The 20,542-nt window shown below is 55.7% G+C and carries 22 protein-coding genes; 14 read left to right on the top strand and 8 right to left on the bottom strand.

What is annotated here, in order from left to right; translation table 11 throughout:
* Nucleotides 1-35: 35 nt before the first annotated feature.
* The 8 genes from IT971_RS22005 (at nt 36) to bioB (ending at nt 6,585) form a co-directional block, all read left to right on the top strand.
* A complete protein-coding gene (locus tag IT971_RS22005) occupies nt 36-1,439 on the top strand; it encodes a circularly permuted type 2 ATP-grasp protein (RefSeq protein ID WP_063092185.1) in 1,404 nt (467 codons plus the stop codon).
* Between the two features lie 18 nt (nt 1,440-1,457).
* Complete coding sequence (locus tag IT971_RS22000; protein WP_063092186.1) at nt 1,458-2,405, top strand: alpha-E domain-containing protein; 948 nt, start codon at nt 1,458-1,460, stop codon at nt 2,403-2,405.
* Nucleotide 2,406: 1 nt separating this feature from the next.
* Nucleotides 2,407-3,225 (top strand): transglutaminase family protein, encoded by an 819-nt coding sequence (locus IT971_RS21995; RefSeq protein ID WP_063092187.1) that lies wholly within the window; start codon nt 2,407-2,409, stop codon nt 3,223-3,225.
* Between the two features lie 19 nt (nt 3,226-3,244).
* Nucleotides 3,245-3,991, top strand: a complete 747-nt coding sequence (locus tag IT971_RS21990) for a proteasome-type protease (RefSeq protein WP_063092188.1) — start codon at nt 3,245-3,247, stop codon at nt 3,989-3,991.
* Nucleotides 3,992-4,090: 99 nt separating this feature from the next.
* Complete coding sequence (locus IT971_RS22495; RefSeq protein WP_252724168.1) at nt 4,091-4,303, top strand: GntR family transcriptional regulator; 213 nt, start codon at nt 4,091-4,093, stop codon at nt 4,301-4,303.
* Complete coding sequence (locus IT971_RS21985; protein WP_252724167.1) at nt 4,281-4,730, top strand: GntR family transcriptional regulator; 450 nt, start codon at nt 4,281-4,283, stop codon at nt 4,728-4,730. The genes IT971_RS22495 and IT971_RS21985 overlap by 23 nt, the downstream gene beginning before the upstream one ends.
* A 287-nt stretch (nt 4,731-5,017) precedes the next feature.
* On the top strand, nt 5,018-5,593 hold the full coding sequence (locus tag IT971_RS21980) for a biotin transporter BioY (protein WP_063092190.1): 576 nt from the start codon (nt 5,018-5,020) through the stop codon (nt 5,591-5,593).
* Nucleotides 5,593-6,585, top strand: coding sequence for a biotin synthase BioB (bioB, locus tag IT971_RS21975; protein WP_063092191.1), 993 nt, complete (start codon nt 5,593-5,595; stop codon nt 6,583-6,585). Before IT971_RS21980 ends, bioB begins: the two co-directional genes overlap by 1 nt.
* 146 nt (nt 6,586-6,731) lie before the next feature.
* Here bioB and IT971_RS21970 read toward each other — a convergent pair whose 3' ends face one another.
* Both IT971_RS21970 and IT971_RS21965 read right to left on the bottom strand, forming a co-directional pair.
* A complete protein-coding gene (locus tag IT971_RS21970) occupies nt 6,732-7,295 on the bottom strand; it encodes a CHAP domain-containing protein (protein ID WP_007088400.1) in 564 nt (187 codons plus the stop codon).
* Between the two features lie 90 nt (nt 7,296-7,385).
* Nucleotides 7,386-8,663, bottom strand: a complete 1,278-nt coding sequence (locus tag IT971_RS21965; protein ID WP_063092192.1) for an MFS transporter — start codon at nt 8,661-8,663, stop codon at nt 7,386-7,388.
* Nucleotides 8,664-8,946: 283 nt separating this feature from the next.
* On the opposite strand from IT971_RS21965, the gene IT971_RS21960 reads away from it, so the two are divergent.
* The 3 genes from IT971_RS21960 to IT971_RS21950 all read left to right on the top strand — a co-directional run bounded on the left by IT971_RS21960 (nt 8,947) and on the right by IT971_RS21950 (nt 12,604).
* A complete protein-coding gene (locus IT971_RS21960) occupies nt 8,947-11,298 on the top strand; it encodes an alpha/beta fold hydrolase (protein WP_065702165.1) in 2,352 nt (783 codons plus the stop codon).
* Nucleotides 11,299-11,519: 221 nt separating this feature from the next.
* The gene (locus IT971_RS21955) at nt 11,520-12,152 is read left to right on the top strand and encodes a GntR family transcriptional regulator (RefSeq protein ID WP_063092347.1); all 633 of its coding nucleotides are present in this window, start codon (nt 11,520-11,522) and stop codon (nt 12,150-12,152) included.
* Nucleotides 12,149-12,604 (top strand): OsmC family protein, encoded by a 456-nt coding sequence (locus IT971_RS21950; protein ID WP_063092194.1) that lies wholly within the window; start codon nt 12,149-12,151, stop codon nt 12,602-12,604. The genes IT971_RS21955 and IT971_RS21950 overlap by 4 nt, the downstream gene beginning before the upstream one ends.
* 133 nt (nt 12,605-12,737) lie before the next feature.
* On the opposite strand, the gene IT971_RS21945 is transcribed toward IT971_RS21950, so the two are convergent.
* Nucleotides 12,738-13,526 carry a class I SAM-dependent methyltransferase gene (locus tag IT971_RS21945; protein ID WP_063092195.1) on the bottom strand — a complete coding sequence of 263 codons (789 nt, stop codon included), beginning with the start codon at nt 13,524-13,526 and terminating at the stop codon, nt 12,738-12,740.
* 188 nt (nt 13,527-13,714) lie between these two features.
* Between IT971_RS21945 and IT971_RS21940 the strand changes: the two genes are divergently transcribed.
* The 3 genes from IT971_RS21940 to IT971_RS21930 are packed head-to-tail and all read left to right on the top strand — an operon-like array spanning nt 13,715 to nt 16,706.
* Nucleotides 13,715-14,839 carry an ABC transporter substrate-binding protein gene (locus IT971_RS21940; RefSeq protein ID WP_063092196.1) on the top strand — a complete coding sequence of 375 codons (1,125 nt, stop codon included), beginning with the start codon at nt 13,715-13,717 and terminating at the stop codon, nt 14,837-14,839.
* A gap of 5 nt (nt 14,840-14,844) precedes the next feature.
* Nucleotides 14,845-15,906 (top strand): iron ABC transporter permease, encoded by a 1,062-nt coding sequence (locus IT971_RS21935; RefSeq protein WP_063092197.1) that lies wholly within the window; start codon nt 14,845-14,847, stop codon nt 15,904-15,906.
* A complete protein-coding gene (locus IT971_RS21930; protein ID WP_063092198.1) occupies nt 15,900-16,706 on the top strand; it encodes an ABC transporter ATP-binding protein in 807 nt (268 codons plus the stop codon). Before IT971_RS21935 ends, IT971_RS21930 begins: the two co-directional genes overlap by 7 nt.
* Before the next feature lie 18 nt (nt 16,707-16,724).
* Here the strand turns inward: IT971_RS21930 and IT971_RS21925 are convergent, their stop codons facing one another.
* The 5 genes from IT971_RS21925 to IT971_RS21910 form a co-directional block, all read right to left on the bottom strand.
* Nucleotides 16,725-17,366: a serine hydrolase gene (locus IT971_RS21925; RefSeq protein ID WP_252724166.1), complete on the bottom strand. Its 642-nt coding sequence runs from the start codon at nt 17,364-17,366 to the stop codon at nt 16,725-16,727.
* A 25-nt stretch (nt 17,367-17,391) separates the two neighbouring features.
* Entirely contained in the window at nt 17,392-17,607 is a 216-nt protein-coding gene (locus IT971_RS22490; RefSeq protein WP_252724165.1) for a hypothetical protein, read from the bottom strand.
* 150 nt (nt 17,608-17,757) lie between these two features.
* Nucleotides 17,758-18,195 carry a rubrerythrin family protein gene (locus IT971_RS21920; protein ID WP_063092199.1) on the bottom strand — a complete coding sequence of 146 codons (438 nt, stop codon included), beginning with the start codon at nt 18,193-18,195 and terminating at the stop codon, nt 17,758-17,760.
* A 247-nt stretch (nt 18,196-18,442) separates the two neighbouring features.
* On the bottom strand, nt 18,443-18,880 hold the full coding sequence (gene irrA / locus IT971_RS21915; protein WP_007088411.1) for an iron response transcriptional regulator IrrA: 438 nt from the start codon (nt 18,878-18,880) through the stop codon (nt 18,443-18,445).
* 219 nt (nt 18,881-19,099) lie between these two features.
* Nucleotides 19,100-20,494: a nitronate monooxygenase family protein gene (locus IT971_RS21910; RefSeq protein ID WP_037989291.1), complete on the bottom strand. Its 1,395-nt coding sequence runs from the start codon at nt 20,492-20,494 to the stop codon at nt 19,100-19,102.
* Nucleotides 20,495-20,542 lie beyond the last annotated feature (48 nt).

Below are 20,542 nucleotides of genomic sequence, written 5' to 3'. Positions count from 1 at the left end.
CGCCTTTAATCAAAGGATAAGCAAGGGGAGTGTGCATGTTCAACGAAATGATGATGAACGATGAAGTACGCGAACCTTATCGCGCACTGGTTGACTGGATGGAGGCCAGCGGGCCCGAAACCCTCCAGCAGAAGCGACTAGAGGCAGAAACTCTTTTTCGCAAAATCGGCATCACCTTCGCGGTCTATGGCGAAGGTGGCGATCCGGAACGGCTAATCCCGTTCGATCTTATTCCACGCATTTTCACCGCCACGGAATGGCGCAAGCTCGAACGTGGCGTCAAGCAGCGCGCACGCGCGCTCAACACCTTCCTGTATGACGTCTATCACAACGCCGAAATCATCAAGGCCGGGATCATCCCCGCCGATCTGGTGTTCAGGAACGCCGCGTTTGAGCCGGCCGTGATCGGCATCGATCCCCCGCGCAAGGTCTATAGCCACATTGTCGGCGTTGATGTCGTGCGCGTCGGCCCGGATGATTTCTATGTGCTGGAGGATAACTGCCGCACCCCGTCGGGCGTTTCCTATATGTTGGAAAACCGCGAAATCATGATGCGGATGTTCCCGGAACTGTTTTCGAAATTACGGATCGAACCGGTCGAAAGCTATCCGGACATGCTCCATAAGACGCTCAAAAGCATCGCGCCCAAACGGTGCGATCGCGAGCCAAATATCGTGGTCCTTACACCGGGTGCAATGAACAGCGCCTATTACGAACATTCCTTCCTTGCTGACCAGATGGGTGTTGAACTTGTCGAAGGGCAGGATCTGTTCGTGTCCGAAGGCCGCGTCTATATGCGCACAACGCGCGGGCCCGCCCGGGTTGATGTGATTTATCGCCGGATCGACGATGCCTTTATCGATCCGCTCTGTTTCCGGCCCGATTCCGTGCTGGGCGTTCCCGGCCTGATGAATGTCTATCGATCAGGCGGGGTTGCGATCTGTTCGGCACCGGGTGCCGGTGTTGCCGACGATAAGGCAATCTATACCTATGTGCCCGACATGATCCGGTTTTACCTTGGGCAGGAACCGATCCTGAATAACGTACCGACATGGAAATGCGCCAACCCGGACGATCTGAAATATGTGCTGGAAAATCTTGGCGAACTGGTCGTCAAGGAAGTCCATGGTTCGGGCGGGTACGGCATGCTGGTTGGCCCGGCCTCCACCAAGGAAGAACAGACGACCTATGCCGAGCGCATCAAGGCCGATCCGGGCGATTTCATCGCCCAGCCGACCCTTGCCCTTTCCGCCTGCCCAACCTTCGTTGAAAGCGGCATCGCCCCGCGCCATGTCGATTTCCGGCCCTTCTGCCTTGTCGGCGATGACATCCGGCTGACGCCGGGTGGCCTGACCCGCGTTGCCATGCGCGAAGGATCACTAGTCGTCAACTCGTCGCAGGGCGGCGGGGTAAAAGACACCTGGATCATGGCCGAGTAGAGAAGAAAGGGAAGTCACATGCTTAGTCGTACAGCAGACAACCTTTTCTGGTTGTCCCGTTACGTGGAACGGGCCGAAAACATGGCCCGGCTGATGGAAATGGGCTATCGCATGGCCCTGATGCCGGCCGCCGGTGACGGTAACCGGTCAGAATGGGCCTCCGTCCTGTCTGCATCGGGCTGCGCCCAGGGTTACGATCCCGCCATGCCGCTCCGTCAGGCCGAGGTTGCCGATTATCTGATTTTCAATCGCGATAATTCGTCTTCGATCCTGAACTGTTTTGAAAATGCACGCGCCAACGCGCGCGCCATGCGTACCGCCATCACCGCCGAAATGTGGGAAGCATTGAACAATGCCCTGATGGAATTGCGCCGAACGGCAATGCATAACCTTGCAAAAACCGATCTGCCGGAATTCATCGACTGGGTCAAACGGCAGGGTGCCTTGTTTCGCGGCGCGACCGATTCAACAATCCTGCGCAACGACGGGTACGATTTTATCCGTCTTGGCATTTTCATCGAACGCGCCGATAACACCGCACGATTGCTTGACGTGAAATATTATGTCCTGCTACCCGAAACCAGCATGGTCGGCGACGGGGTCGATAACTATCAATGGACGACGGTTCTGCGGGCAGCATCATCCCTGCGTGCCTTCCATTGGGTTTATCGCGATGATTATTCACCCTATCACATAGCGCATTTCCTGATCCTCAATCCGTTCAGTCCCCGGTCGCTGGCCCATTGTTCGGAACAGATCACCAACCATCTGGAACATCTGGCCCGCCATTACGGCCAACGAAGCCCGGTGCACAGCCTGGCAGTCGAAACATATTCCCTGCTGACCCAAACCCGCATGGACGAAATTTTCAGCCAGGGCCTTCACGAATTCCTGTCTGATTTCCTCAAACGAAATCAGACCCTGTCATCGGCAATTGCCGAAACCTATTATTTCGGGGGCCAGTAAGATGCGCCTGACTGTTGAACACCGCACCCATTATCGGTTTTCCCCGTCGGCACGCTATGTCGTGCAAAGTCTGAAGCTGACGCCGTCCCTGTTTGACGGACAAAAAATCATCCGCTGGTCGATCAAGGCCGAGGGATGCGTGATCAATTCAGAATTTGTCGATGGCAATGGCGACACCATCAGCACGCTGACCGCAACCGGGCCAGTTGATTCTGTTGATGTCGTTGTGTCCGGAGAAGTCGAAACCACCGATACCACAGGCATGCTTCGCGGGCATAAGGAACGCGCCTTTCCAACCGTGTTCCTGCGTTCAACGCCCGTAACAAAATCCAGTGCCGCGATCCGCAAACTCGCCGCCAAAGTCGAAAAGAAAACCAGCCCGGATAACCTGCTTGAACGGGCCCACGCCCTTTCGGCAGCCGTGTCCGATGCCGTCGCCTATGTCCCGGGCAGCACCCATGTCCATACCACCGCCGCCGACGCCTTGGCCGATGGTCAGGGCGTCTGTCAGGACCACGCCCATGTCATGATTTCGGCCGCCCGCCATCTTGGCATTCCCGCACGCTATGTATCGGGTTATCTGTTTGCCGATCAGGATGGCAAATCACACGAAGCATCCCATGCGTGGGCGGAACTGCATTTGCCCGAACTGGGCTGGGTCGGGTTTGATCCGGCAAACCGCTGCTGCCCGACCGATTATTATATTCGTCTGGGGTCTGGACTTGATGCACAGGGTGCCACACCTATACGGGGTGTACATACTGGTGGTGCAAACGAGGATTTGGATGTAACAGTCATCGTTGCGCAATCACAGCAATAGCCGGACCCGAGAATAGAATATGACCTACTGCGTGGGCTTGATGCTTGATGAGGGGATGGTGTTCCTCTCCGACACCCGAACCAATGCCGGGCTTGATAACATTTCGCGTTATCGCAAGATGTTCACTTGGGAAGTACCCGGTGAACGCGCCATCGTGGCGCTGACTGCGGGCAACCTCGCGATCACGCAGGCAGTCATGAGCACCCTGCAGGAAGCCATCGACAACCCGGAAACCGAACCGGGCGACTGTATCCTGAGCGCACCCAGCATGTTCCGCGTTGCCGAACTGATGGGCGAGGCGATGCAGAAAGTGCAGCACAAATATCAGGACACGCTCGAACAACGCAAGGAAAGCAGCTCGGCCTCGATCATGGTCGGCGGGCAGCGCAAGGGCGGGGCACAACGCCTGTTTCTGGTCTATGCGGCGGGCAACTTTATAGAGGCCACCGAAGACACGCCTTACCTTCAGATCGGCGAACATAAATACGGCAAACCGATCCTTGATCGCGTGATCACCCCGGAAACGCCGATTGCCGACGGCGTCAAAGCCGCATTGCTGTCGATGGATTCAACATTGCGATCCAACCTGTCGGTCGGCATGCCGCTTGATCTTGCCGTCCTACCCGAAGGATCGTGCCATTTCTCCGAACATCGCCGGATTGATGCCGAAGATGCCGGGTTCAAAGCCCTTTCGGACGCATGGTCGCAGGCATTGCGCGAAGCATTCGCCGATATGCCTGACGAACATTGTGCACCGGACTGCTAAACAAACCTTCTGATATCGCGCGATTAATTTACCGGTTACGGATATGCGTGCTCGACAAAATCGGGCGCGCAAATTATCTATAAAATCATGAAAAGCGACATGGACAATACCGTTACAGGCAGGATCACCCGCGAACTGGCTGACCGCATCATCGCCGGGCATATCGCACCGGGTACGAAGTTGCGCCAAGACCATTTTGCCGAGGAATTCGGCGCAAGCCACGTGCCAGTGCGCGAAGCCTTTCGCCGCCTCGAAGCACAGGGGCTGGTCGTCAGCGAACCGCGCCGCGGTGTGCGGGGTTGCCAGCTTTGATATCGCAGAAGTCCGCGAAGTCGCTGAAATGCGCGCATCCCTCGAAGTCCTCGCCCTTCGCCATGCCGCCCCGCACCTGACCAGCGCCATTCTCGACGAGGCAGAGGCGATCAACCGTGCGGGCGAAAATGCCCCCGATGTCCGGGCATGGGAAGAAGCCAATCGCGCCTTCCACCGCCTCATCCTGACCCCGTGCGGCATGCCCCGCCTGCTGGCAACCATTGACGATCTGCATGCCGCAAGTGCCCGCTTCCTGTTTTCCGGCTTCCGCATGGAATGGGAAGCCCCGACCGATCAGGATCACCGCGCCATCCTGAAGGCGCTCCGCGAACGGCAGTTTGACATTTCTGCCGCCACCCTTGCGCGTCACGTCAAATGGATCGGCACCAAACCGGGGCCTAAAATCCGCCCGCAAACCCTTTCCTGACCCCTTCCAGAACTGTCTCCCGAACCCAAAATCCACGGTTCGAACCTGTTCCTGCCTGCGTTTTGGCAATGCAGGACGCCTGTTTATGTGCAAATCTCCAATTTTATAGATAAAAATATAACATATAAATCAATATACTAACGATACATTTCCGCAAATATCGGCCAATTTCATCCGATTATCTATTTTGGGGATTGATTTCACCCTCCGATCACGGCGTAATTAATAGATGAGATTCGTTTTTTATCTATAATTTTGAATGCGATCCAGAGGAGGATGAAATCACCATGAGCAATGCAGTCTCTAAACCGGCCGAAACCCGCATCTCGATAGGAATGAAATATAGCCTGATGGTTCTGGCCGGTGTCGCCATCCTGACCGCCAGCGCCAAAATCACCGTTCCCTTCTGGCCGGTGCCAATGACCCTGCAAACCATGGCGATCATGGCTATTGCACTCGCCACCGGCCCACGCGTCGCCTGTGCCACCATGCTGGGTTATCTGGCGGCGGGTGCGGCTGGCTTGCCGGTCTTTGCCGGAACGCCGGAACGTGGCATCGGGCTTGCCTATATGGCCGGGCCGACCGGCGGCTATCTGCTGGGTTATCTGATTGCCTCATGGCTGGTCGGCGCACTGGCACAGGGGCGCGGTACGCTGGCGCGTTTTGGCATCATGATGGCCGGTATGATCCCGGTCTATGTTCTGGGTCTGGCATGGCTTGCCGCCTTTGTGCCGCTTGAAAAGGTTGCTGAATACGGCTTCACCCCGTTCATTCTGGGCGACACCATCAAAATCTCCCTCGTTGCCCTTGGCAGCGCCGCCTGCACCCGCTTCATCAAACGCAACAAAGGCGGCACCGCCTGATGAACAGCCTTCCCGCACAAAACCCGGCAATTGATCAAACCATCCGTCACGACTGGACGGTGGACGAGATCGAGGCGATCTATCGCCTGCCCCTGCTTGAACTGATGGGCCGCGCCAGCGCGGTCCATCGCACCCATCACGATCCCAATGCCGTGCAAAAGGCCAGCCTGCTGTCGATCAAAACCGGCGGCTGCCCCGAAGATTGCGCCTATTGCCCGCAATCAGCCCACCACCGCGAGGTCAAGCTGGGCAGGGAACAGTTGATGGACCCCGGTATGGTTTTGAAAATGGCGGCGCGTGCCAAGGCCGCCGGGGCGGATCGTTTCTGCATGGGGGCCGCATGGCGACGCGTGCGCGATGGTGCGGCCTTTGATGCCGTGATCGAAATGGTGCGCGGTGTCCGCAATCTCGGCATGGAGGCCTGCGTTACCCTTGGCATGCTCGAAACCCGCCATGCCGAACGCCTCGCCGGGGCTGGCCTCACCGCCTATAACCACAATCTTGATACCAGTCCGGAATATTACAGCCAGATCATCTCCACCCGGACCTATCAGGACCGGCTCGATACGCTGGCTGCCGTGCGCGGTGCCGGGATTGACCTGTGTTGCGGCGGGATCATCGGCATGGGCGAAAGCATCCGCGACCGCGCATCAATGCTCCATGTCCTCGCCGGTTTCGCGCCACATCCCGAAAGTGTACCAATCAACGCACTGGTACCAGTGGCCGGAACACCGCTTGCCGACCGCGAGCCCGTCGATGCCCTTGAACTGGTTCGCATGGTCGCAACCGCCCGCATCACCATGCCGAAATCCACCGTCCGCCTTTCGGCCGGGCGTACCGACCTTACCCGCGAAGCCCAGATCATGTGCCTGATGGCCGGGGCCAATTCGGTGTTCTACGGCGAAAAACTTTTGACCACACCAAACCCGGAAGAAGATAGCGATACCGCCCTGTTTACAGCGCTTGGTCCGGTTCCGACATCGGCGGCCTGAAAATATCCACATCAACCCCCGAACTTGTGCGCCCCACCCGCGCAAGGTTCCCCTTGGCGAAGCGCCCCTCAGTTGGGCCTTCGCCTTTTTTATAAACGGGTCAGGAAAGCAGGAAGAGGGAAGCAGGCAGGAAAAGGACGGAAAATCTAGTGGGCTTCGGCGGTTTCGTGTGGCTGATAGATAAAGCCATGTGCCGGATAAACCCGACCGAATGTGCCGATCGTGTTCATCATCCGCACTTCGGACCAGTCATTATTGGGCGAAACATCCACAACCGGCTGGCGATAATGCACCTTGCCCCGCGTACGCGAATCGCTGCCCCAGTTGGCATGATTGACCATGATCTTGCGACTGTCGAGGATGGCGGCAACCACCGCCACATGCCCGTATCTCAACCGCGATGTCTTCTTCAGCGCCAGAACCGCACCGACTTCGGGTTTTTTGCCCCGGTTATAGGTATTTTTCGCCTGATCCCACCATGTCCAGGCATCGCCATAAATTTCAATGCCCGACACAGCACGCGCATAAGGCACGCATTGCAAAAATTCGTCGGTGGGGGCAAAGGGCAACAGACGCGATGACGGCAAGCTGACATTGGTCACGGTCGAAACGCCGTCACTTTCAAGGCCGCTATTGGGTTTTGGCGTACTTGCAGATGCAAAGCATCCCGATACAAGCATACAAAATCCGATAACGACCGCCAGCCGCATGCGATATTCCCCCAAGAAATGCAAAATGATCCGTCACCCTAACCCGACGAGTTTTAAACAAGCGTTTACAAAGAGCCCCGAAAAACAAGATCATTTTGCCGTTTCTGTGGCAGGTTTCGAACTATTTGTCGCAATGCGATACAAGCGCCAAAACCCGAAAACCGCCGCGCACAAAATCAATATCCCTGATCCACGTGCGGTATATTGAATGTGTCCGGCCTCCGATATCGCACCCAGCATCGTGCCGCCCAAGGCAATCCCGCCAAAGCTTGTCGCACTCCAGAAGCTCATCACCCGACCGCGCAGCTTGTTATCCACCGTCAATTGCAATGCGGTTTGCGACCCAACCCCGACCGCCGTCAAACCAAAACCGGTAATCGCAACCAGAACCACGGCAAGCTCGTACCACGGTGCAAAACCAAGCCCCAGCATGCCGCATCCGGCGGCAAAGGCCCCGATAACCGTCACCCGCTGAAAGGCGGCCGGATCGGATCTGACCCGCGACAACATGAATGTCGATGCAACTGCGCCAACCCCGCTTGCCGATGCCAGCATGCCAAGCCCGGTGACGCCGCGGTCATAAACCGCCTCGGCGAAGACCGGCATCAGTTCGACCATCCCGGTTCCGACCAGTGCGACAAAACACGATAGCGCCAGAACAGACCGGATCATCGGGTGATGAAGGGCGTAGTTGGCCCCGTCGACAAGGGCCGCCAGCACCCGTTTGCTTTTGGCATCGGGTGCCCGTTCAACATGGATTTTGACAGTCGCCAGAACAAAGATCATCGGGATATAGGATGCCGCATTGATCATGAATGCCGCCCCGGTTCCCCATGTCGCGATCACGACACCACCCACCGCTGGGCCGACCAGACGTGAAATATTGAAATTCATCGCGGCATAGGCCACCGCCCGGCTCATGAATTCGCGTTGAACAATCACCGGCACCAGTGAAAGCCGAATGGGCGTCATCGCACTGGCCAAAACCCCGTTCGCCCCGGCCAGAACCACCATCCAGAACAGATTGATTTGCCCTGCCATCGACAGCATCATCAACAGAAATGCCGTCGCCGCCATCATAAGGTTCAATGTCACCGCCGTTTTGCGTAGATTGACCCGATCCGCCATCACGCCGAAAACCGGCCCCAGAATAAAAGCCGGGGCGAAATTAAGTGCCGCAATCAACCCTGTCCAGAATGCCGACCCGGTCAATGACCATGCCAACCACGACATGGCGATTTTCTGCACCCAAAGTCCTTGTGTGGTGATGCATTGCCCGATCAGAAACAGGACAAAGTTGCGATCCTGAAAGATCGATTTCCGGGATGGCTCGGCGGTTGGTGGCAGCACGGATTTTCCAGTTTTCATGACGGGGCGGGATCATGTTGCACCGGACGGTTGCATTTGACGGCCATATTTGGGGCGAAATGGCCTGCTATCCGGACAGAACAGTAATTTAACGTATCGTAACGATTATAGGGATACGCAAAGATGCGTGCCACAGATTGTTCGCCTGATGCGTGTAGCTGGCCTTCTCAAACCCATTGGGAAAACACATATCTGTTTCAGGCATCAGGACCTAAAGGAAACGACACCAGTTAATCATAACGCCGATCAATTTGGCATTCAGGCCTTCGGGGCGAAATCACCCATGCATCAGAATTTCCGGGAAATCGAACGCGAACAATTCGCGATCCGCAACCAGACTTGCGAATGGACCCTCAGGGCCATGACCGCACTGCGCGCCAAGGTCGACATCAACATCAAGATGCATGGCGACCGCGATCATCTGGCCCAGGGCGACATTTTCATGTTCAACCATTTCGCCCGGTTTGAAACCTTTATCCCGCAATATCTGATCGCGCTTGAAACCGGGGTGTTTTGCCGGTCCATCGCGTCGGGCGAGTTTTTCGTCGAAGACAACAAATTTTCTCGGTACTTGCGGGCTCTTGGCGGTGTACCCAATGATTACGAACGTCTGCTGCCGTTCCTTGCCGAAGAAATCCTGCGCGGCGGTAAGGTCGTAATCTTTCCCGAAGGCGGCATGGTCAAGGACCGGCGCGTTCTGGCCGCCGAACGCCCGCATCCCAAACGCCCGGATTACAGCATCTATTCCCGCTCCGCCGATCAACGGCGCGCCCATCATAGCGGCGCGGCCCTGCTCGCACTTTGCATCGATGGTTTTAAAACCGGTTTGTCGATGCTGCTGGACAAAGGCAAACACGATGAACTTGATCGCTGGGCAACTGCGATTGATACCACGCCCGAAATTCTCAAAGCCGCCCTTGCCAAGCCGACCCTGATGTTTCCCGCCAACATCACCTTCCATCCGCTCCGCGTTGATCAGAACCTGCTGGCGCGCGGTGCCGATCTTTTCGCCGGCGGGCTTAGCCCCAAGATGGCCGAAGAACTGATTATCGAAGGCAATCTTCTGTTTAAACGCACAGATATGGATATCCGGCTTGGCGATCCGGTTGATCCACGCCATCAATTCAACTGGATTGATCGGCGTATGCTGGCCCATCGGGTTGAAACCGCGACCTGCATCGATGATCTGTTCCGCCCGGCCAAGACGCTTGAAAAGATTCCTGATCGCATCACGCAATACGCCATTACCCGCCATATCAGCCCGCTTCGCGATCATTGCATGGCGGTGATGTATTCGAACCTCACGCTCAATGTCAGTCATCTGGCATCGCGCCTGATCATGATGTGGCTGGCCGATGGCGTGACCGAGGTCGATATCGCCCATTTCGACCGCACCCTTTATCTGGCGATCAAAAATGTCCAGCAGGCCGAAGGCGTTCATCTGCATCGCGGCATGCGCAACCCGGCAGATTATATTGGCATCTTTGATCTGAAATGCCCGCAGATCCGCGAATATATCGATGCCGCCGTACAACTTGGCCTGATCGAACGCGCTGATGGCAAATATTGCTTCCTGCCGAAATTGCAGGAAGAAGCCACTTTTGACCAGATCCGCATGGACAATCCGGTGATGGTCTATGCCAATGAAATGGCCCCGATCAATGCGGCCTGGACTGCGCTTGAAAAGGCGCGGGACGAAGTCGATCACCTGACACCGCGCGATTTTGCCAAACGCCGGTTTGATGATGAAATCCGCGCATGGCAATGGAACCGCGCGAAATATCAAAAACCGAAATATGCCTCAATCAACGATCAGGAAACCGCCACCGCCGATAGCCGCCCCTATCTATTGCTGCCCAATGGCAACGAACATTTTACCACCGGCGTTCTGGTCGTGCATGGCTTCCTTGCCTCTCCGGCCGAACTTCGCAATCTTGGGGATCGGCTGGCCGCGCGCGATTATGCCGTAATGGGGGTGCGCCTTGCCGGGCACGGCACATCACCGCATGAATTGCAAAAACGCACATGGGGTGACTGGCTGGCATCGGTTCGGCGCGGCTATGAAATCATGTCGGCCTTTTGCGACAACATCATTGTTGTCGGTTTTTCAACCGGCGGGGCGCTGTCGGCTATTCTGGCAGCCGACCGGCCCGAAAAACTGGCCGGGCTCGTCGTGGCATCAACACCGCTTAAATTCCGAAACCGCAACCTGATGTTTGTGCCGTTGCTTTATGGTGCCAACAAACTGATGGGCTGGGTACCTTCGGCACAGGAAATGCTCAGTTTCCGGCTTAACGAATCCGAACATCCCGATATCAATTACCGCAACATCCCGATTGGCGGCCTGCACAACCTGCGCCTGGCGGTTGCCGAAATGCAAAACCGTCTGCCCGATATCGCCTGTCCGATCCTGATTTTGCAGGGCGACGGCGATCAGGTGGTTGACCCCGCCAGTGCCACCCTGATCAAACGCCACGCCACAGGATGCAGCAAACTGGATATCCAGATGCTGGCATCCGACCGGCACGGCATCCTGAACGAGGATATCGACAATGCGGTCAATCGCGTGATCGACTTCATCTCCAAAACCGCCCCGACCAACAGCACCTTGACCGCAGCCATCCCGGCCCAATAACCTGAGAGAATGCCCGACGAATCCCCCCTGAGCCCCCGGAGCCCTTGAGCATCCCTCGGGCAAACGCCCAACGCCCACGCCCCCTCCACAACACCGCGAGTTAAACCCTCATACAAATAAACCGCGGCCAGGATTTTCGACGCTGTCGCATTTAATTTTGGGTGAATTCATCCCAACGGAACCCACTTGACTCTTTGGCAAATTTGCATGACTTTGGATCCATGGATCCAAATAAAATCACTGAAACGCTTCAAAGCGAAATAGAAAACGGCACCCTTTCGCCCGGCACAATCCTGAAACAGGAACGGCTGGCCGAACGATTTGGCGTCAGCCGCCAGCCGGTGCGTCAAGCGCTGGAACGCTTGCTGGCAAACGGATTACTAACCAAACGTTCCGACCGCAGCCTCGCGGTAAACGGTTTAAGCGCTAACGAGGCCCACGAACTGTCGCAAATTCGTATTTCACTTGAATCAACCGCTCTTATCCTCTCGATCCCGCATCTGACACAACGCGACCTGCGCAAGGGGATCCGCCTGAACGACGAACTTTTTGAAGAAGAAGACCCGGAGATCATTGAGGAACTCGATATCGCCTTTCACCGGACCCTGTATGCCCCGTGTGGTAATGGTCGCCTGTTGCAGATGATTGACGAATTACGCGGCGAAGCGCGCCGTTCCTATCACCGGCAACCCGCAGGATCGCAGGCGCGCAAAGCGTTTTATGAAGAACATAATGACTTGCTAGCCGTATGCAGCCTTGGCGATGTCAACAAAGCCGTCGAAATCATTGAAAAACACATCGGCATCACATCACGACAACTTGTCGTCCACCCCGAAAGCGGAGCCCCTCAATGAGCAGTTTCGGTGCAGAAGTCACATGGCAACGCGACGGCGCAAACTTTGCCGACCGCCGCTATAGCCGTGGTCATCTCTGGCGATTTGACGGCGGGGTCGAAGTCCCCGCATCCTCATCCCCGCATGTCGTGCCACTGCCCTATTCCGTCGCCGAAAATGTCGACCCCGAAGAAGCCTATGTGGCGGCCCTTTCAAGCTGCCACATGCTGTTCTTCCTTGACTTCGCATCACGCCGGAAAATCGTCGTCGACAGTTATGTCGATGCTGCAACCGGTGTCATGGAAAAGCAGGACGGCAAAACCGTCATCACCCGGGTCGAACTTTACCCCAAGGTCACCTATGCCGCTGCAGCGCCGACGGCCGAGGTCGAGGCCGAACTGCATCACGCGGCCCACGAGGCCTGCTTTCTTGCCAATTCGGTCAAAACCGAAATCAGCATCAAACTTGATTAGGGTAATTACCTGACGGTTAAGCTGGGCACGGAAGATGCGCAACTTGCGCTACTTCACCCGTTGCTGGATGCGATGCGCCACGACATCGCAATGTTTTCCGGTCGCCTGCAATCAGCCAATTCTGTGTGACCTTCTACGGCTTGGTCGCGCAGATGGCATAACGGTGCTGGGCTCCCCGTTCCAAGCCCTTGGCAAGCGTAAGGTGTTTTGACTGGGCGCGGTGAATCTGGCGCATGTTGAAATCGGCAACAACCGGATCAAATCCGGCGGTTTTCAACATCGATGTCACTTCATCGGCCCGCGCGCCTTGCGAAAAATGAACGCGCGACAGAATATCTTGATGGGTTTTCAGTTGCGGTATTTCGGCTGCTTCGCGCTTCAAACCAAGGGATTTCAGGAAACCTGCCATCACCTTGTTTAAGCTGCTGATCCAGGTCGGGGAAACAAAATCACCATCAACCACCAGAAGCTTACCCCCCGGTTTCAAAACCCGGAACCATTCGGTAAAGGCTACTGTCGGATCAACAAGCGTCCAGACCAGATGCCGGGTGACGATGACGTCATAGCTGTTATCGTCTTCAAGCGTGTTTTCCGCATCGCCCAGAAGGAAACGGATATTGGACTGACGCTGTTTCGATTTGGCGCGCGCCTTTTCCAGCATCGCTTCGGACCAATCAAGCCCGGTAACCTCAAACCCGATGTCATGCATCAAATGGCTGATAACGCCGGTGCCACTGGCAAGGTCAAGCGCATGTTTGCCGGTCCCGTCGCCCAGATGACGGCGAAACAGGTCGTGCCACGCCAGACGTTCCTGATCTGAAAAAATCTCGTGCCCAGGCTGTTGATCGAACGTGTCGGCGCGCATTGACCAGTATTCCTTGATCTCGTCACGCAGATTGAAATTGCTTGAATGCGTCGTCATCGTTCGAAGAATCCCCAATAGCCTGTCTCTGCAAAAGGCCGCGCGATCTTGCGGGGATCACACGGCGGCAGATACCGCGCCAAATATCACCAAATCCATAAAAAAATCAATTATTGCGAAAAGTATTGATTTGCATTCTCAATAAATGATAATGCCGCGGTCAGGCAATCCTAAATAAGGGTACGGGGATGAAAATTTTTGGCGCTATTGCTGCCGTTGCGTTAATGGTCGCGGGGACCGTTCACGCAGCAGAAACCGTCACGATTACCGATGTGGCAGGCCGCGAAGTTTCGGTCAAAGTTCCGGCAGAAAAGCTTATTCTTGGCGAAGGTCGTCTGATTTATGGCCTCGCGACGCTTGATACCGACGCGCCGTTCAAGCGAGTCGTTGGCTGGCGCGATGATCTTAAAAAAGCCGATCCGCAAGGTTACGGCATATATGCAGCAAAGTATCCGGAAATTGATAGCTTGCCGACGTTTGGCGGTATCAAGGATGGAACATTCGATGTCGAACAGGCCATATCGCTTAAACCTGATGTCATTGTGATGAACCTTGAAGCAAAGGGTGCGACCGATGATGCCAGCCTTGACAAAAAACTCGCTGCTGTAGGTATTCCGCTGGTCTATATCGACTTCCGTGAATCACCGATGAAGAACACGGAAACCAGTATGCGCATTCTTGGTCAGTTAACCGGTCTGGAAACGCGCGCCGAGGAATTCATCAAATTCCGCGCCGATCATATCAAACGGGTCACTGATCGCCTTGCCAAGGCCAACCCCAAAATACCCGACGTCTTCATCGAACGTGCTGCCGGTTATTCCGACGAATGCTGCATGTCGTTTGGTAATGAGAATTTCGGTAAAATGGTTGAACTTGCCGGTGGCAAAAACATTGCAGCCGATATCATTCCGGGCACTTTCGGCACAATTAACCCGGAACAGGTTGTTGCCAGCAACCCCGACCAATTTGTCGGTACTGGCGGTGACTGGGAAGCATATGCACCCGGCATGGGCTGGGTTCCTGTTGGTCCCGGAGCTGACATGAAAGAAGCCAAACGCAAATTGATTGGCCTGACAGAACGCCCGGCATTCCGGGATATCAAGGCGACCAAAAACAACAATATCCACATCGTTTGGCATCAATTCTATAACAGCCCCTATCAGTTCGTGGTGATCGAACAAATGGCAAAATGGTTCCACCCGGATTTGTTTGCCGATATCGAACCGGAGTCATCATTCCGCGAACTGCATGAAAGATTTCTACCGATCGATTATCAGCCGGGTTACTTCATTTCCATCAGCGATCAGAACTGATTTCCATGATCTCCGATCAAACCACCGTTATGGCAGGGAGCGCGCATTACAAGGCGCGTTCCCTGCGTCGTATCCTGATCCTGAGCGGCATGACAATTACGCTGTTCCTGTCATTTGCTGTTGATCTGGCAACCGGCCCGGCCAATTATCCGCTGGCTGATGTGATTTTCGCACTGCTGAACCCGTCGGATGCCAGCGATCAGTTGCGCGTCGTGATCTGGGAAATTCGCATGCCGGTCGCCCTGATGGCGCTGACCGTGGGTGCGGCCCTTTCGACCGCGGGCGCGCAAATGCAAACCATCCTGGCCAACCCGCTCGCCAGCCCGTTTACGCTGGGTATCTCGGCTGCGGCCGGTTTCGGTGCAGCCTTGGCACTGGTTCTCGGGGTCGCGATCCTGCCGGCTTTTGTCGAATTCATTATTCCGATCAATGCCTTTCTCATGGCGATGGCGACCGCGTTGATCATTCATTTCTTCAGCCGGATGCGCGGTGTCACGGTTGAAACCATCGTCCTTTTGGGGATCGCGCTGGTCTTTACCTTCAACGCGCTTCTGGCGTTGCTGCAATATCTCGCCAGCGAACAGGCATTGGCCGCGGTCGTATTCTGGACCATGGGCAGTCTGGTCAAGGCAACCTGGTCCAAGGTTGCCATCACGGCCATAGCGGTTGCCATCGCCCTTCCGCTGTTTACCCGCCAGGCCTGGGCACTCACCGCCCTTCGGCTGGGAGATGCCAAAGCGGAAAGTTTCGGGGTAAATGTCCAGTCGTTGCGCCTGAAGACGATGTTGCTGGTCAGTATGCTGGCGGCAATCCCGGTTTCCTTTGTCGGGACCATCGGGTTCATCGGTCTGGTCGGGCCGCATATCGCCCGCATGCTGGTGGGCGAGGATCAGCGTTTCTTCCTGCCGGCATCCGTCCTGTGCGGGGCGTTGATCCTGTCGGCGACGTCGGTTCTGTCAAAACTTCTGGTCCCCGGCGCAATCCTGCCCATTGGGGTAATTACCGCGCTTGTCGGCGTACCGTTCTTCTTCTCGCTGATTTTCGCAAGCCGGAGGAAATCATGGTAACAACACTTCGTCTTGAAGACATTGGCACCCGTTATGGCCGCGCCGAGGTGGTTTCCGGTGTTAGTACGCCGGTTCTGATGGGGGGCGACGTAATTGCCGTCATCGGCCCGAATGCAGCGGGCAAATCAAGCCTGTTCAAACGGGTCGCCGGTCTTGCCAAGGGTGGCGGAAAAGTGCATGTCGAAACGGCGAATTATAGCCGCAACACGATTTGCTACATGCCGCAGGACACCGGATCAAACGCGGTTCTTTCTGTTTACGAGTCGGTTATCCTTGCCGCCAAACAGGGATCGTCATTGCGCGTTCAGACCGATGAACTGGCCCGGATTGACGATATTCTGGCCGCCCTTAGGATTTCTGATCTGGCCGCCCGCAATCTGGGCGAACTTAGTGGTGGTCAACGCCAACTGGTTGCCATTGCCCAGACGCTGGTGCGTGAACCCGAAATCCTGCTGATGGACGAGCCGACCTCAGCCCTTGATCTGCATCGTCAGATGGAGGTCCTGTCTTTCATGCGCGATATCGCCAAGCGCCAGAAAATAATCATCCTGATCGCGATCCACGACCTTAACCATGCGCTGCAATATTGCGATCACGCCATGGCGATTCGCGATGGCCGCATGGTGGCATTTGGCGAATGCGCCAATGTGATTGATCGTGATCTTTTGCGTGATGTGTACCAGGTTGATGGGCATGTCGAACGCAATTCGCTTGGTCATCCGCATGTTGTTTTGCGCGGACCGATCACCGGCAATAGCCACACCGCCGAATACCTTTCAGAACGGATTGCGGCTCAATAAAAAGTCCGCTCACCCCGATCAGCCTGCATCTGCTTCTATCCTGTCGATGATATCGGCCATTAAGCCATGCAGCTGATCGCGGTATCCGGTTCGGGCCGAGGGTTTTGTTTCGTCCGATGTCATCGCCACGGTTAATTCAAGGCTAGGAACGATGTAAAGCATCTGCCCACCATATCCCCACGCATAGACCACATCCTGCCCGGCAAGATCGCGCATAAACCAACCATAACCGTATTCATCGCCGGTAAAGCGTGAATTTGTCCGATGCTGCCAGCTTTGATCGATCCAGCTTTGCGTGATGATCTGTCTGCCATCCGCGGTACGCCCGCCATTCCGGTAAAGTTCGCCAAAAGCCAGAAGCGATCTGGTGCTCATCGCCATCTGATTCCCACCAAAGTAAATACCCTGAGGGTCGCGATCCCAAGCGGTAATAGCAAAACCGTCCAATGGCCCCAGCCATTCACGCGCCAGTTCCAGCGTCGATTTTCCGGTTTGGCGTGTCAGGATGGCCGACAGCAGGTGGCTTGAGCCGGTCGAATACAGCATGTCACCACCCGGATCGTCGGCAAACGGGCGGGCAAGAGCAGCACGCACCCAGTTCGATTGCGCGACCCACTGACCGTAATATTGCCCCGATGTCCGCCCCAGGCCGGCCTGCATCGACAAAAGATGCCCGATGGTAATATCAAACAGTCGGGGGTCGGGATCGGCAGGTAACTGATCCCGCAGCAAGGGGGGCGATTTTCTGATCCGTACCGGTCAAAACACCACGTTCTATGGCAATGCCAACCAATGCCGAAATAATCGATTTCGATGCGGATTTGATATTGGCCGCCTGATCGGGGGAACTACCATGGTAGCCCTGCGTCGCGATCACGTCACCACGGTGGGCGATCATCACGGCCTGCAAGGGCTCCAAACGCCCCCGCATGGGTCAGGATATCGTCAAGGTCCACCGACGATTGTGCCTTGGCCGCAAGCGGTGCCATTAACATCACCAGAAGCAGAAAGGCGCTATATCTGTAAAAGCATCGTCGGATTGTCTTCAACCTTATTCCACCGGTTCGGAAACAGTCCCAAAAGATGCCAGGGCGCGTTCCATTCGGGCGGCATGGGCATCTTCGACACGCGCAAGGCTCTCAAACCAGTCGGCAATATCGTTAAAACCTTCTTCGCGCGCAATACGGGCCATTTCGGGATATCGGGATCTGGCATCGTTCTGTTCATCGGCAAATGCGGCTTCAAGATTAAGCCTAGTGGTACCAATCGGCTGCCCGGTTGCAGGGTCGCCGACCTCTTCAAGAAATTCGAGATGGCCAAAGGCATGGCCGGTTTCGGCTTCGGCGGTGGCGCGGAACATTTCGGCAATTTCCGGATGGCCTTCGATATCGGCCTGCTGCGCAAAATAAAGATAACGACGATTGACCTGTGCTTCAGATGCGAATGCCGCACGCAGAAGTTCCTCGGTCCGTGTTCCCTTGAGCACCATTACGGGCTTCCTTTTTTGTCATTGAAGTCTGAAATATGCGGTGTTGCTGTCACACACATAGGTATAAAAAGGGCGACCGTTCCATGTGGAACCGTCGCCTCTGTATTTGTCTTGAAAACCCTGCCCGTCAAGCACTGAAGGGACGTTTCGCGCCATTTCAGGCGGTTTTCATCGACGCGTCATTTCGCTGTCACCGCACCGCTATATTTGCGACACAGCCCTGCCGAATAAACCGACCCAATAGCAATCAGGCAGCGTTGCGGGCCGACTGGCGCCGCAAACGAAACACCAGATCAACCGACGCCAATTCCGTACCACGGGGCATATTGGGGACGCGTGCAAGCTGCACCGCATCAGCGGGTATGTCGCTAAGCATGCCGTCTTCTTCGCAATAGAAGTGGTAATGCGGGGCGGTATTGGTATCGAAATAGGATCGACCGGAATCGATCACGATTTCATTCAGAAGCGCTGCCTCGGTGAACTGGTGCAACGTATTGTATACGGTCGCCAAGGATACCTTGATATTCTGGCTCATGGCTTCGGAATGAAGCTGTTCGGCGGTGATGTGCCGATGACCATTATCAAACAGCAGGCGGGCCAATGCCAAGCGCTGACGGGTCGGGCGCAACCCGGCCTCTTTCAGGCGGTTCAGGGCATGGGTGTAAGGACGCGGGTTCGTCGTCATGAAATTGTCCCTTCATACGCTTTTCAGGACCGGCCAATGCCCGGTTCCCGATCAAATCCAAGCGTATATTAAGGAACCAAGACGCACCTTTCTTTGATTTTGATCAACTCCAATCATACCGATTTTCAATGGCCTATAGGGGATCAAACAACAAGAAGGGGTCGGAAACCCGACCCCTTCTTGATCCGTAAAAGTCCAGTGTCTGATTTGTTGTCTAACCTAATCGCCCGTGGCGATCCGGTCGACCAACTGTTTGACCGTCGGGACAAAGCCGTTGGCGTAGAACGGATCTTCACCAAATTTATAGGCATTATGACCGGCAAACATCAGCTCGTTTTCAACCATCGCACCATGTGCAATGTTCTGAAGCGTTTTCTGGATGCAGAATGAACGCGGATCGGCACGCTTGCCGGTGGTGCCGCTATGCTGTTCCCAGTTCGAGAACTGGCACTGTGACAGGCACCCCATGCAATCGATCTGATCTTTCTTGATCGTCAGCGCACTGTCAGGCGTGACAAACACCATGGTTTCATCGGGTGTCGGCATGCCTTCAGTATAACCAGCATCAAGCCATGCCCGAACCTTGTCGGCATCATCTTCGCGGACATAGATTGGACGACCGCGACGACCCAGCGGAATACCGACATGCAGATCAGCCTCTGCGGTGCGCGAATAACGGACCTGACGATCGGAACGCTGATGAAGATCTTCAAGGAAGTCGTTCCGAACAGCCGAGCTGTAAAAACCGGTCGGGCTGAATTTATGCAACGACACGTCGCCGTTCTGCAGCGTCAGAAGACGGTTTTTCCATTCTTCGGAAATTTCGCTTTCCTTGGTCAGCAGCGGACGGGTTCCAAACTGGAACGCCACCGGGGCAACTTCCGGATTATCAAGCCAGTCTTCGTAGTCACGCAGGAACCAGACGCCACCCGCCATAATGATCGGAACTTCATTCAGGCCGACCGAATTCATGTATTCGCGAAGGGCTGCAACCCGCGGGAACGGGTCTTCGGGCACAAGCGGGTCTTCGGAATTTGACAGGCCATTGTGGCCACCGGCACGCCATGGATCTTCGTAGACCACGCCGCCAAGCCATTCCGGGGTGTTTTTATACGACCGCAGCCACAAGGCACGGAATGCGCGCGCCGACGAGACGATCGGGTAATAATGCACGCCATACTGGGCTGCGATCTGCGATACCTTATAAGGCATACCCGCACCACAGGTCACACCATGGACAAGACCCTTGGTGCCCTCAAGCACACCACGCAGAATTTCTTCCGCACCGCCCATTTCCCACAGAACGTTCATGTGCAGTCGGCCTTCACCGCCGCGCATTTCGTGTGCGATCTGTGCCTGGGCGATACCGCCGCGGATGCCATAGGCGATCAGTTCCTGATGGCGCTCACCGCGGGTTTTTCCGGCATATTCGACCGGAACCAGATTGCCATTTTCGTCATAAGAATCGGCATTGACGGCGGAAAACGTCCCGATGCCACCAGCAGCTGCCCATGCGCCGGAACTTTTACCCGTCGAAACAGCGATACCTTTGCCACCTTCAATCAGTGGCAAGACCTCTTTTCCAGACATGACGAGCGGTTTAAGGGCTTTCAAATTCGTCTCTCCCATTCGGCTTTTCATCGCCAGCGATGCCCCGGCATC

The organism is Thalassospira sp. B30-1, from assembly GCF_015767575.1.
GTDB lineage: Bacteria > Pseudomonadota > Alphaproteobacteria > Rhodospirillales > Thalassospiraceae > Thalassospira > Thalassospira xiamenensis.
The sequence above is the reverse complement of the archived record's forward strand: the minus strand, read 5'-3'. Positions and strand labels throughout refer to the sequence as shown.